A 15,022-nucleotide genomic window follows, 5' to 3' on the forward strand; every position below is an offset into this window, starting at 1 on the left:
AATGGCTAATGAACTACAACTATACGTACCGTTTAATGAAACTAGCGGAGATATTGCTCTCGATATTGCGCAATATCATTATGATTTAAGCATCGAGGGCGGACAATGGCTGGAAGGCAAAGAAGACCATGCCCTCTATTTTACAGGCGAAGGTCTCGCCCAAACGATGGGCTATGAAATGATTGATTTCAGTCAAGATTTCTCGCTGTCGTGTTGGTTTAAAGCGGAGGCCTCGGGGGAATATCCACACAGCACTTGGCTTTTTTATCAATTCCACGGCGTGTTTGATTTCCTGTACTTGGATGCCAAGACGAAGTGCATCGACTGGACGTTGATTGAAATTATTCAAGAAGGACGAAAGGTGAGGTTGCTCGTGAATACCCACTTGGTGGCTGAACAGGATTTCCCTGACGACTGGGGAATGCCTACTGGCTTTTCGTTAATGAACGATAACAACAATGCAACGGGCTTTTTTGCCATCGACGAACTGAAAATATACGATGGCGTGGTTTATCAAAGTGGCACCATTAATCCTCCTATTATCAAAGAAATGGATATAATTTATAAAATAAACGGTAATAGTTTTAAAAACTATGGCGTGCGGGTTCAAGCCTCGACGGGGATGTTTGATGCCCCAGAAATAAAACCTCCTGTTACGATTGAATGGCAGGATTATCACGGCGATTTTGTTGATTTGAACGACGTTCGCTATAAATCAAAAGTGATTGAGCTAGACTGCTGGCTGTATGCAAGCTCTGCGGAGGATTTTGTCCAGAAATGTACCAATTTTATCAATCAGTTTTATGGTTCTGGGACGAAACGCTTGCATTTTGATAATGGTATCAAGGTGTTTGTGTATGAGGTCTATCTGGCTACGGGGCTGAAAATAGAGAAAAAATGGCGGCCTTCGCAGATGATTGGTAGTTTTAAACTGACCTTAAACGAGCCTCAGCCCATCAAAAGAAGCATTTTGTTTATCCGCAATGACGACAACACGACGGCGTCGATAACGCTGAATAGTCCGAAATTGGTGACCATCTACTGGGGCGATGGTACTAAAACTGATAACGTGTTTGGGGAAGTCACCAAAACCCATACTTATGCTACCAACGGTTATTATTACATCATTGTGGCAGGGGTGATTGAGGAAATTACGAGCTTTTCAACCAACGGAATCATACAAAATGCAGCAAATAGTTTTATCTAAAGCCAATGGCACAACGGTTTTATTACAGAGCATCAACCCCGTTATCAGCATTACGAAGGCCGAACAACGCAAGCAATTATTGGGCATCAATGAATTGAGCATCGAGATAGATGCGAGCGTGCCTGTGGTGATTGAAATTGGCGATAGTATTTTGATGTTTGGCGAGCGTTATACGTGTAATTACCTGCCTTCGCCCGAGAAGATTTCTCAGCACGTTTTCAAGATTAAAGCCACCTTTGAGTCGGTGCAGTACGATTTGCTCAGGGCGATTTATTTTGATACCGACGTCAGTGGTTTTAACACCAGTCCCGACTTTACCCTCACGGGCAACCTGCGAGATTTTGCGGATTTGGTTATCAATAATATTGCAAGGGTTTTTGCAGGTCAGTGGAGCATCGGGTCGTGTGTCAGTACCGAAGAAAAAACGATTAGTTTCAACGACGAAAGCTGTTTGGCGGTACTCCAGAAAATCTGTAAGGAGTTTGACACCGAGTTTGAAATCATCGAAGACGGTCACGGTAATAAGGTGTTGAATCTTGGTAAGATTGGTACGATACTCGCACATACCTACGAATATGGGCAGTCGGGAGGGTTGTATAAACTCAACCGCAATACGTTGTTGGATAAAAATGTGTACAACCGTCTGTATTTGTTCGGAGGGAATAAAAACATTCCTGCGGGCTATCGCAATAACTCGCTGAGGCTGAGGACGGGAGATGCCTATTTACAAGATGATGCTAGTATTGCCTCCTTCGGATTGATTGAAAATACCGTTACTCTGGAAGACATTTATCCCAAACGGCTGGGTACGGTAACTAGTCTAGGCAGTTCGGAATTGATATTTACGGATGCCTCGATGGACTTTGATGTCAATGCCAATTTGGTAGCAGGGGTTAGTCCCAAAATCAATTTTAATACAGGAGGCTTGTCGGGTATTGCCCTTGAAATCTCGCACTATGACCACGCCACTCAAACCTTTACCGTTAATACTTACCAAGACGACCGAGGGTACATCTTCCCGAATGCCACCGACACCGCCTTTCAGATAGCCGTTGGAGATACGTATGTGTTGACAGACATCAATTTGCCAAGCAGTTACATTGCCGCCGCCGAAGCCAAACTGTTGGCAGAGGGCATCACGCTGTTGAACCAAAACAAGTCGCCACGGGTGCAATATGGGTTAGAGATTTATGAATATTACCTCAAAAGCATATCGGGCGGAGGGGCAATCTTGAACTTTTTCAACCTTGGCGACTACATCAACATCATTGATGCCGATATGCAAATCAACGGCAGTACACGGATTACGGGCATCACCCGCGACTGTCAGTATCCCTATCGATACAGCCTTGAAGTAGGCGATTCCGTACAAGTATCCATCGTAGAAAAGGTTTTTAGCGAGATAAAAACCACCAAGCAAATCATCAAACTGAACAGGTTGTATGATGCTACCCGTGCGAGAATGGGTTGGAGAAATACGCAAGAACTGTTGAACATGGTGTTTGATACCGACGGTTTTTTTGACACGGGCAATATTAAACCGCTGAGTATCAATACTTCTATGTTGGTGGTGGGCGTAAAGTCACAGCAGTTTGTGTTGCAGGTAGTGATAGAACCCAATTATCAAGGTCACAAAAATGTCGTACAAGTATCCAACGGCACATTGGTACATTATGCCATTTTTGAAAACAACGTGACCTGGCAAATAGCAGGGGGGAATTATACCTTGCCAGACGATAACGCACGGTATATTTACGCCAAATGTCATAAGACCGACTACAATGATGGTCTGCTGATATTCTCGACAGAGCAAATCAGGGTAGACGACGAGCCATCGTATTTTCATTTCCTTGTCGGCACTCTTCATTCAGTCACGAACGGCGTGCGTTGGATTTCGCTGACGTATGGTGCAACGGCCATCAATGGGAGGTTTATCAAAACAGGACGCATCCAGTCGTTCGACGGGCAAACGTATTTTGATTTAGACACCAATGAGATAGCAGGCAAGATAAGTTTTATCAATGCCAATGGCGACTATAAAAATCTGGAGGAACTGAATCAAGATTTGGAAGATTTTGTAGATAGTACCACCAACTTTATTGATTCGACCTATCCGACGGATGTAATTGACATCAAAGGTCAAATAGATGGCAAGGTAGAGACTTGGTTTTATAACTATGTGCCAACAACAGAAAATGAGCCAGCCGTTAGTTGGGGAATGGAAAGAGATAAGCACATTGATGATTTATTTTTCAATACATCCACAGGGATAGCGTATCGGTATAAACACCAAGGTGGCGTTTACAGTTGGGACGAAGTAAGGGACACGGGCGTAACGGAGGCACTGAACAATGCGAGCATTGCCCAAGATACAGCAGACCATAAGCGGAGAATTTTTGCCGTTCAGCCCTATCCGCCCTATGATGTAGGCGACCTTTGGACGCAAGGTGTGTCAGGTGAAATAATGGTTTGCAAGACCGCTCGTGGAAGTGGCGATTTTGTAGGAACAGATTGGCAAAAGGCTAGTAAATATACCGACGACGCCAGCTTGATAAGTTTTGTAGATGATATTTTTTATCCTACGCAAACAGCCACCCAAACACAGCTAGACGGCAAGATAGAAGCATGGTTTCAGGATGCCGACCCGAACGTTTGGGAGGTAGCCGACCGAGCCAAGCATGACAAGGATATGTGGTATCATTTGACGGATAAGAAGCTCTACCGCTACAAAGCCAGTACCAATTTGTGGGAACGTATACAGGATACCGATGCCTTGGCGGCGTATGAATTAGCGAGTCGCGCACAGGATACTGCTGATGGGAAAAGGAGGATTTTTGTAGATACGCCCTATCCGCCTTATGATGTGGGCGACCTCTGGACAGACGGCACGGATTTGCGAAGATGCATTACCCAAAAGTTGGCAGGGAGTAGCTACAACGCCTTGGACTGGAACATGGCTACCTTTTATGACAATACCAAAACGACCATCGACGGGGGTGTGGTAACCTCAGGGAGAATCCAGTTAGCAGGCGACGACACGAACATCAAGGCAGGCATCACAGGTCAGGGAACGAGCGACGCCTCGGTAAGGTTTTGGGCAGGAACATCTTATGAAAACCGTGCGATAGCCCCGTTCAGGGTTTTGCAAGATGGCTCGACGTATTTCAGAGAAAAATTGGTCTTGACGGACGACAGTAATCAGGAGCAAGCAGGTATTTGTGGAGCAGATAATTCAAGCGACGGGTCGATTCGGGCGTGGTTTGGAGAGACGTATGCCAATAGGGCAATAGCACCGTGTCGGTTTTTTGCGGATGGGACGATGATTGCGACGAAGGGTAAATTTGGTGTTTTAGAGATATTTGGACAAACGATAAAAAATGATTTCAATTCATTGGCACAGATTGCTCTAAGAAATGATACTGAGAGCCAAAGAATTGAAATTGGTACTAATGTAGGTAGTTCTGGAAATAATATTTCGGCAAATGTTGAGCAAAATAAATACAATTCAACTGCTTGGAATATAGGCATTAATCTAAGGGTAAATAATAGCACAAGCAGGAATATTGCCATTTATGCAGAAGATGGAGAGGCTTTATTAAATGAGGCAACCTTGCAGGGGCGGTCGTGTTTGACATTCAATCTGTTTGGATATAACTATGAAGTAGATGTTTCCAAATACGATGTTATCGAAGGCACACCTTTGGCTTTTCCTTGCGGCGTGCATTTTGTCGGGACAGTGTATAATGGCAAAGAGGTAACCTTAATCAATACGAACGACAGTTCTCCTTACTTTTTGTACAGTACGGCAAGGGCTGGTACTGTGGAAATAGCAGGGGGGGAGGTAGTGACGATGATTTATTCAAGCGGGCATTGGTATGTGAAATCTAGATATGATAATGATTTTTAGTAGTAAAATTGCTTCCTATTAGCGTGTGACTTAAGTCACACGCTAATAGGAAGGGAAACGCAATAACAATATTCTTAGTGGGGGACTTAAGTGTTATTGATTATCAACGAGTTGATAAATGATTGATAATCAAAGAATAACAACCTCACCCCCAGCCCGACTACGCGTCCCGCTCTTTTCAGAGAGGGGAGCTTTAAGCTCGATAATCTGCTCCCCTTCTCTGAAGGAGAAGGGTGGCTCGCACAGGGGCTGGGGGATGAGGTTTTCCAACCGTGGTCTGTGGCACACAGAACACAAACAGCCCCTTCCAATTATTTAATAATTATCATGCAACTAAGACAGCCATGCCATAAGTAATTTCGGACGAATGACTTTTTGTTCTGTGTGCCACAGACCACGGTTTTTGGCCACGATTTTTTCAAAAACCTAACCACATAAAAAAAACAACAATGGGAGTTTTATTAGGCGTAAACGGATTTAAAGACAAGCGCATTGTGTATTTTAGCAATGAGCTAAACCTGCCTTCTGTGGGCGATTTTGGCGATTGCTATTTTATCATCAATGGCAACAACTCGTATCTGAAATACTGGAACGGAGCATTTTTCGCCAATGCCTCCGACCGTGAGGACGGTATCAAGGCCGTCTCAGATTATTTCAGGGACTACTATGCAAAATTTGCCGACATCGATACCAACAAGTATTTGGGCAGGTGCAGGGAAATCATGGTAATAGAAGACGAAAACAACGAAGGCGACACGGCAAAGTATTTTTTTGATGGCAGTGCATTAATAAGCAACTTGTCTAAAACGATTTTGAGTAGGATAGAAGCCTTGGAATATGTTCCTATCGTCATCTACTCGTTTATTAACAACGTCAACAATGTTGAGAAAGGCAGTACCGTCACCAGCATTACGTTTAGTTATACGTTCAACAAAAGTGCCAATGCCATCAACATCAACAATGGCATTGGCGTAGTAACGGGCAGTAGTATAACCAAGACCGTTAGCGTAACCACGAACACTACTTACACCCTCACGGTATCCGACGGTAGGAATGCCGTTACCGCCAATAGTGCCGTCAGCTTTTTGAACAAAGCCTATTGGGGTACTAATGCCAATGCTACATTAACCAATGAGGAGGTATTAGGGCTAGCCAACAACACCTTGGCTACCACACGCAACCGCACCCTTACGCTGAATGGCAATGGTGAATACATCTATTATTGCTATCCATCCAACTTTGGCGACGCCAGTTTTAGCATCAGCGGTTTGGCAAGTACGGCTTGGACAAAATCTGTTCAGCATGTAACAAATTCGTTTGGGAATGTAACGAGCTACAATATTTATAGAACACTTTCAGTTCAAAATGGAACAGGGATTAGTATTCAAATAAATTAAACAAAACCAACATTATGTCAAATAATTTAGATACAGGTAGCCTTAACGTTTCTTACTCAAAGAAGCTATGGATTGAAAGCACAGTGGATGGAATGTATAGCATCCCATCAAACAAACGAATTATTGGTATGCTAATAAGCGTACAAGAAAATGGAATCCTTTATAAATGGGATGGCACCAACTTCAACGAGCTATCCAAAGACGACGTAGGGCTCAGTAATGTTGACAATACTGCTGATGTAGATAAACCTATTTCTGTGGCCACCCAAACTGTATTGGATACGAAGTTAGATAATGGCTTTACTATTAGCCAGTTGAGGTTGCTATCTGATGAACAAGTAACTATTACTCAGTTGTTTTACTGTTCAGAAGGAGGCAAAGAAGGTTTTTGGAAATACAATGCAAGTAACACCACTGGAATAGACAATGTTGGTACTTTATTAGTAACTACCTCGGGGAATAAAAGATTAGAGAGAATTGTTGATGAGAATATACTTTTTACATGGTTTGAGGTAAGTGGTGAAACAGACCATACCTCTACATTGAATAATGCAGTCTTAGCTGCTAAATTATTGCATAAGCCGTTGATTTTAAAGGCTAATACTTCTATAACAGTTAATCAAAAGTTCGAATTATATCAATCATTGATAGGTAACAATTCTACGATTTATTTGAAGGACAATAGTACTATTGCGAATGGTGACAGCATCTTAACAATCATGAATCATAACATTACTTTGTCAGGTATTATATTGGATGGTAATAATGTCAATAATATAGGTACAGCTACTAATGGTATATTAGGAATAAGTGCCTATCAAAAGAAGTATCTTACGATTGATAATATAAAAATTATAAACACTAGGAATAGAGCATTAACGATACTGGATTGCCCTAATTTTAAATTCATAAACTCGCTCGTTGACAATTGTGGACGATACACCAGTCAAATGGCAAGTCCTCAAGCTGATAGAATTAGTGTTTTAATTGATAATAATGTTGCCACCAAAGGTACAGAATTTTATATGGGACTTGAATCTTATATTGACAATATAAAGATTACAAATTCTGGGCTTGATGGACTAGTTTTAGGAGTTGGTATGAATGTACTAAACTCAACATTTTCTTATAATGGGCAAGATTTGCTGAATTATTATGATGGCGGAGCGGGTATCTATACCAGGCCTCCTCAAAACTATAATAATGGTGAGATTGATGGGCTCAATATTATTAATTGTAATACCCATTGGAATACAGGTTTAGGTATTGATATTGGTTTTAATGCATTTTCAACCAAAAATCCAATTGGTAAAAATATTACTATACAAAACTGTAAATCATCTAATAATAATTTAGAAGGTATAGGTATTGGGAGTAATCAGGATGTTAGTATTTTAGGTAATTTTTGTTGGAATAATGGCATTAGGGCTTTATACTTTGATGGCAATGTGAACAGTCGGAGAAGTGGCATTGCATTAAATTCTGTTCCTATGGTAAATACCTTGACTTCATACTTCCCTACCAAAAATATATTAATAGAAAACAATACTTGTTATGATTCCAGAGATGTAACAGCGAATAAAACTCAGCAGTATGGGATATACATTGATAATAATCATGAATTAGCAGAGAGTGAAAATTTTATTATTAAAAACAATCACTTAGCAAGAAATGCCCAAAAAACTATTTTACTTCCTGCAATAAATAGGCCTGTTAAACTAGGTTCCATTTTTTATTTTAATGATAATACAGCTGAAAGTTCTATCACAATAGTTCCTCAGAATAATAGCGTAATATCACCAGTTAACCCTAATATTTATTTAAATCCTACTGCTGATTTAAATATAACGGGCATTGATGTATCTATCCTGAATACAATCATTAATGTTGAAAATGTTTCGAATAAAAATATAACGCTAGTAAACAGTACTGCGTTTAAATTATTGGGTAATTCAAATATTGTTTTAACACAGAACAAAACTGCTAAATTCATGTACTGCTTTGAAACAGGAGCATTTTGTTGGAAACAAGTTAATACTGGGAATGAAATAATTAGCAAACTCCTATCAACATCAAATGTCTTTTTGGCAAATCAGGCAATAGGAATTACTGCAGAGGCTACTACAAACTTCAGAGTAGATGCCAATGTGGGGGGCTCAACAATTGCTACAGGAGTTTGGAGTAGAGGAACAATACAGACAGATGTTACCACTAGTGCTTATTATTTTAGAACCGCCACAAGGACTGCCAATAATTTAAGCATTGGTTCAATTGTTCATTATATCACTAGTCAAGGAACACTTGGCAGTAATAATACTATCGAAGAACAAGTAGGTTTTTATGTAGATAGCTCACTTTTAGCTGGCAATGCCAATATAGCTTTTAAAAGTGCCATTCCTTCTGGAGCAAATAATTGGGGCATTTATAATATTGGAACGGCAAAGTCTTACTTTGGGGGTAACGTATTAATTGGCTCTACAACAGACTCAGGGGATAAACTTCAAATAACAGGTACTGCCAAAATCCAACACTTAAAAGGAGGAACTAGTACACCTACTATTTCGGCAGAGTTAGGAGCGGGAACTTCAGCAACTGTCAGTATTTCAGGTTCAGATTTATGTGGAACAATTACTATCACGACAGGAACATCACCCTTGGCAAATGCTGTATTAGCAACCATTAACTTCAATATTGCTTATGGTGTTGCGCCAATCGTCATTATCAAAGAAGCTAATGCTAATGCCGTTGGTGTAAACACGGTTTATGTTCCAGCGAACGGTCAGAGCAATGGCACAACTACTACAGCCTTTAATTTAACAACAGGAGCTACCGCATTGGTGGCATCAACAACCTATTTGTATTACTATCAAGTAATGCAGTAAGCAAAGAATATTACCACTAACACACTAATTAAATTTATATGGCAAACAATACAGGAACATTAGTTACCGCAGCGGTAAGGCCATTCTCTGAAGCAGACAAATTTCCGACAGCATACGGCAATGAGATATTAGGAGGCCTAAAGACCTGTCAATCAATCACCGAACGCAATACCATTCCTACGGAAAGGCTTACTGTCGGTACCCTAGTATACGTTGCAGATACAGACCTGCTATATTTCTGGAACGGGACAAGTTTTGATACAGGAAAAAGGCTAACCAAGAATGATTATGACGATACAGACAAAACATCTGTAAGCACCATCAATCAGTATATTACCTATCCGCTAACGATGGTTAATGGGAAGTACATCAATTTTGCAGGGACAGGCGAAGCCACCTCGTCCAGCAGATGTTACACCACCATCATCAACGACGGAAGCAAGCATTTTATCACCTCCTCTATCGGCGGGTCGGCGATGAAGCTATTGTTTTTTTATGATACCAACAACAACCTTATCTCGACACAGTATCAAGGGAATGATACGGGCGTAAACACCTCGTTTACAGATTTGGAAATACAGTTTCCTAACAACTGTGCGTACTATAAAGTAAATGGCTTTGTGGCGTCTGGAGGCGTTATTTTGAAGAAGAAGCAGAATATGTTCTCTTATCTGGGTAATGTGTTATCGAGCAATATCGTACAAACACCGACAAGCGACATTGAGGGAAAATACCCTTGGAATAACGCCAGCATTCATGATGATGCGACCAAAAAATACGCTACCTACAACATTTTACCGACCGACATTCTGAGGATTAGCACAGCCATCGGCGGGTCGGCGATGTGGGCGATAATCTATTTAAATTCGGCAAACCAAGTAGTAGGCTATGAAAATAGGGGACGAGATGGTTTTGTAGACTTTATTAATGATTATCAGCTTACGATACCCGTTCAGGCAACAAAAATGTACTTGAGTGGGGTGGTAGGACAAAATTACAGTCTGACGAAATACACAGTTTTTACAAAGGCGGTATCGACGGCACAATTATCGACAGAGCAAGAAAGGATTACAAAACTAGAAAATGGCTCATCGAATTTATTATCTGGCAAAACCTTTCTGCATTTCGGAACTTCAATTCCCGAGGGGGGCAGATACCCGACAGATGGGCCAGCCTCTCTTGGTGGATTTGGAATTAATATGGCTGTGGGGAGTTCTACGGCGAGGATTAGTCGGGCAGATGGGTCGTATAATGGTTTGGCTTGGCAAAATTACTGTTATGCCCTTGCCCATACGACGGCAGAAAAACAAACTATCATTAACAACTGGAATACTATTAAAACCAGTTTGTTGAATGCTCCGCCCGATACGCTAAGTACGGCAGAACAGACGAAAATTCTGCAATGCAGTTACGAATACCGATTAAAGCCCTATTTGGATGGCACCAAAACGATGCCCGATTTCTTCATCTTCGATCACGGGCGAAATGACGGCTATAGCAACGATTTGACGACTATACCGACGACAAGAAATGACCGAAGATATTTCATCGGAGCCATGAATTACCTGATAGACTTGATTTTACAATATAATAAGTTTGCAAGAATTGCCTTTGTGGGGCATTACGAAAACGATTTGCTTACACAAGTTTCGCAAGGACAAGAAGTACTCGCCGATTATTGGGGATTTCCGCTTCTGAGGATGTGGGAAAAGACAGGTTTTTCACAACAAATTGTACAAGGTTCAGCAACATTGTGGACACAAGAGCCTTGGAGTAATTACACGAACGGACAAAACACCACGCTAGATATGAACAGACAACGCATCTACCTGCCCGACGGTATCCACCCACATGCTGAAGGAACGGACAAAAATGCATCAAAGTTGCTGACGAAAATTTATGCTAATTTTATTAAGGAGTTGGTGTAGGTACTTTCTTACTGATGGCATGACTTCAAGTTATGTCATCAGTTTTTTTATTAATAATTTTAAGTAATAAGTAATTCTCACAAAAAGGAGTGAAAAATCTAAGGATTAGAGTATTGCTTACGTTTAAAGGTAAAAAAAGTGCTTAGATTTTATATAAATACTTTATAATAACGGAATTTTAAAATACAAATAAAGCACTTTAATTAAGTTATTTATAAATATTTTATTTTTATGGTGAAACATTGGTACTTTATAAGGCTAATATCTTTCGTACTTGTGTTACTAAATTTACCCAAAGTTCTTCTTGTTGAAGTTCGGTCATATGTAAAAGTGTATGACTTGGGGCGTTCATGGCTTGATAAATTGATAATGGTGTATTAAAAAAATCACAAGGTTTAGCTATAATGCTTAGTATTGTAGCACCTTCATGTTTTGCAGCATTTAATAGTTCTGGCAACTCTTTATTTGCTATAAATTCAGAGGCAAAAAAATCTGCACTTGCTACAAAGATGACAATTTTTGCTTTTTTCATTGCATTCTTGATTTCATCTTCCCATTTTTGACCAGGTTGGATTTTAGTATCTTCCCATAACACTAAACCATGGGTTCTTTCTATTTGCTTAAAGTGTCTTTTGAAAGAATCAACAACAATTCTATCATAATGTGAATAACTTACAAAAACTGAGTCTCTTTCAATTAAATTATTGATAATATTTGATTTGTCAACTAAAGTTGGAAATTCCTTTAAGAATTGATTAATATAAAAAAGAGAAGCCTCAAAATTAAAAGTGTATTTTTTTTGGTCATTACTATGAATGTTTTGACGAGCCAAGATAAAAGATTTATATTTAGAAAGTTGAACTTTCAATTCATCTAAGAAAAATACTTTATTTTCAGGGGAATAAAAATCCTCCAGTCTCGTCTTTAATTGATAATTGAAAATCCTTGGATTTCTAAATGAAGATTCAGAATTCACATTGGATTCGAATCGTTCATGATGAAAAAAATTATAGGCTTCAAATCTAATTACCTCTTCCTCTGAAATTTCCATTAAATTATAATTATTAATATTTAGCAGAAAATTATATGTTATTATAACTCTAAAATTTTACGTACTTCGCTAACAAGATTAACCCAGAGCTCTTCCCTTTGTAATTCATTCATGTGTAAAAGGGTATGAGTTGGGTTATTCATAGCTTGATAAATACCTAGTGGAGTATTAGAGAAATCACAAGGTTTTACAATTATACTGAGTATTTTGGCTCCTTCTTCCTCTGCTGCCCTTAAAAGCTCGGGTAATTCTTTATTCGTTATAAAATCTGAGGCAAAGAAATCAGCACTAACTACAAAGATTGCAACCTTTGCTTTTTGCATAGCTTTCTTTATTTCTTCTTCCCACTTTTGTCCAGGCTTTATTTTTGTATCATCCCATAAATCCAAATCATGAGTTCTTTCAAGGTTTTTAAAATGTCGCTTAAACGAATCTACATAAACTCTATCAAGATGAGAATAACTAACAAAAATCGAATTTCTTTGATTTTCAGAATTAACTTGATGCTTTGAAGTTACTAATGCAGGAAGTTCATCAATAAATTGCTGGACATAATATTTACTTGCTTCAAAATTTTTTTGATAATTTTCATCTTCTTGAGGATGATGAAAATTATCAAAAAAACTTAAATCTAAAAGATTCTTTATTTCATCTAAAAAAAATGCTTTAGATTTAGGTGAAAAAAAATCAATTAACCTGTTTTCTAGTTCTAATTTAAATACTCTTGGTGTAGTAAATGGTAACCAATATATAACTTTACCATCATTAGTTTCTTCATTTTTAATAAAGGATTTAGCTTCATATCTTACAATTTCTTCTTCAGTCATATTAGTAATTAGTGTATTATCAAGTTATTATTTAAAATAAATTTAAGCAATGTAAAATCTTAATAGGTTTATTATTCATTAACAGTTTTCGAGAGAGTCTCTAAATGTTTCTTAATATCAAGTGTGTTTTCAACTCTATTAGGCTTATTACTTTTATTTACTATTTTAAGTCTTTGAAAATATTTATCATCATTTTGAATAAAAGAATAAAGTTTAAATCAGTTGGATTAAAATAGTTGTTTTCATTTTTTGAAACATTAGATTCAACAATACCAAACATTTAATAGAAATCAGCTAGTGTTTTTACTCATAACTGCATATTTAAAACTGAAATAACAGTTAATATTAGTCTTTAATTTTCTAAGTCAAATATAACTTAATCTTGTAAGTTTTCTGCAAGAGAATTATGTTAGTAAACGAATTTTTTATTAAGTGGTCATTGAAGAGGGAAAACATAACAATTGGTAATTAATACTCTTCCATTAATTCTAAAAGACAACTAGAAGCTTTAATAAAAAGAATTTTAATCGATTAAACCTTCAGAGGACATTTTTATCTTTCATTCAACTTGTCCTTGCGCACAAATCAAATACCATGAGTATTAAATTAGCTTTTCTACATATATTGTGATAGTTTTTAAGTTTTGAAGAAATAAAACATGAATTACTCGTTTGCTGCTGGTTGCTTTATTTTTCTATCATTTGTTGTTTATATAAACCTACAACATAACATTAAAAATGCTAAAACTTGGTTTAGTAGCTTTTTGATTTGTGTTGGTTTAGCATTAATAGAGCGGGATTTGTATGACAAATATCCAAATTTTGTAGCGTTAAGCGAATGTAGCCGTTTTTTAATCGCACCATGTTTATATTTTAGCATTGTATATTTTACACACCCTAAGTATCACTTTTCTACGTACGATTTACTGCATTTTATCCCGTTTACGATATTTACTTTTTTCGCTTTTAGTTTTTTGATACAACATAAATATCCCATCATATCTCCACCCCAATTGAGCAGATACCTTGGTACAGCCGTATTACTTACATTAAGGGTGCAAATAATCGTGTATTGGACGATGTCATTTGTCTTATTAAGAAGACACCAAAAGGATATTAGATTATTTTCCTCTGAAGATACCTCGATAAATCTTAATTGGCTATTGAGGCTACTGTTTGTTATTTTGGCAGTCATACTTATTGGAATGTTGAAATTCAAATCCTTTCTAGGGTTTGATTATTTACCTGTCTTTTACAGTGTTGCTTGTGGTGCAATTGCCTATTATATTTTACAACAAAAAGAAATCTACCCATTCCCTGATACAATAAAAACAGAGATTCAAGAAATAATTGAAAACAATCATTCAAAAAAGAATACTGCTCCACGGTTAAATGAACAAGAGTCCGTCTTATTGAAATTGAAATTGGAGTCCATCATGGAAAGCGAAAAACCATACTTGCAGAGCGATATTAACTTGTATCAACTGGCTGAAAAACTATCCATCTCTACCCACGATTTATCCTTTTTACTTAATTCCAGTCTTTCCATAAGTTTTAATAGTTTTATCAATAATTACAGAATCAATGAAGCCAAAAGGCTTTTAATATCTAGCAAACACACTTTTTTAAGTATTGAAGGAATTGGCTATGAAGCTGGTTTTAGCTCAAAGTCTGCATTTTTCACTTGTTTCAAAAAAGTTGTTGGCTGCTCTCCTTTGGAATTTAAGAAAAATCAGGATATAACCTAGATTTTTAGTTCAATTGGATAATTCTGAACTTTTCGCTGTGGCTTCACCGATAGATTTGTGTTTTGAAAATTAAAAA

8 protein-coding genes are annotated in these 15,022 nt (G+C 38.1%); 6 read left to right on the forward strand and 2 right to left on the reverse strand.

The features are described 5' to 3' along the window. The first annotated feature begins 1 nt into the window (after position 1). From AC07N0_RS13325 to AC07N0_RS13345, 5 genes are all read left to right on the forward strand, one after another. Entirely contained in the window at positions 2-1,207 is a 1,206-nt protein-coding gene (locus AC07N0_RS13325) for a hypothetical protein (protein ID WP_494589566.1), read from the forward strand. Beyond that, entirely contained in the window at positions 1,185-5,114 is a 3,930-nt protein-coding gene (locus AC07N0_RS13330) for a hypothetical protein (RefSeq protein ID WP_494589567.1), read from the forward strand. The genes AC07N0_RS13325 and AC07N0_RS13330 overlap by 23 nt, the downstream gene beginning before the upstream one ends. Positions 5,115-5,563: 449 nt before the next feature. After that, positions 5,564-6,511 carry a hypothetical protein gene (locus tag AC07N0_RS13335; RefSeq protein WP_494589568.1) on the forward strand — a complete coding sequence of 316 codons (948 nt, stop codon included), beginning with the start codon at positions 5,564-5,566 and terminating at the stop codon, positions 6,509-6,511. A 14-nt stretch (positions 6,512-6,525) separates the two neighbouring features. Next, positions 6,526-9,393, forward strand: coding sequence for a hypothetical protein (locus AC07N0_RS13340; protein ID WP_494589569.1), 2,868 nt, complete (start codon positions 6,526-6,528; stop codon positions 9,391-9,393). A 38-nt stretch (positions 9,394-9,431) separates the two neighbouring features. Next, positions 9,432-11,321, forward strand: coding sequence for a hypothetical protein (locus tag AC07N0_RS13345; protein WP_494589570.1), 1,890 nt, complete (start codon positions 9,432-9,434; stop codon positions 11,319-11,321). 250 nt (positions 11,322-11,571) lie between these two features. Here AC07N0_RS13345 and AC07N0_RS13350 read toward each other — a convergent pair whose 3' ends face one another. Together AC07N0_RS13350 and AC07N0_RS13355 are read right to left on the reverse strand one after the other, a co-directional pair. Next, positions 11,572-12,372, reverse strand: coding sequence for a toll/interleukin-1 receptor domain-containing protein (locus tag AC07N0_RS13350; RefSeq protein WP_494589571.1), 801 nt, complete (start codon positions 12,370-12,372; stop codon positions 11,572-11,574). Between the two features lie 41 nt (positions 12,373-12,413). Then, entirely contained in the window at positions 12,414-13,199 is a 786-nt protein-coding gene (locus AC07N0_RS13355) for a toll/interleukin-1 receptor domain-containing protein (protein WP_494589572.1), read from the reverse strand. Positions 13,200-14,277: 1,078 nt separating this feature from the next. Between AC07N0_RS13355 and AC07N0_RS13360 the strand changes: the two genes are divergently transcribed. After that, positions 14,278-14,946, forward strand: a complete 669-nt coding sequence (locus AC07N0_RS13360; protein WP_494589573.1) for a helix-turn-helix domain-containing protein — start codon at positions 14,278-14,280, stop codon at positions 14,944-14,946. The last annotated feature ends 76 nt before the right edge of the window (positions 14,947-15,022 follow it).

The sequence above is a fragment of the Arcicella sp. GW821-FHT09D11 genome (genome assembly GCF_059416265.1).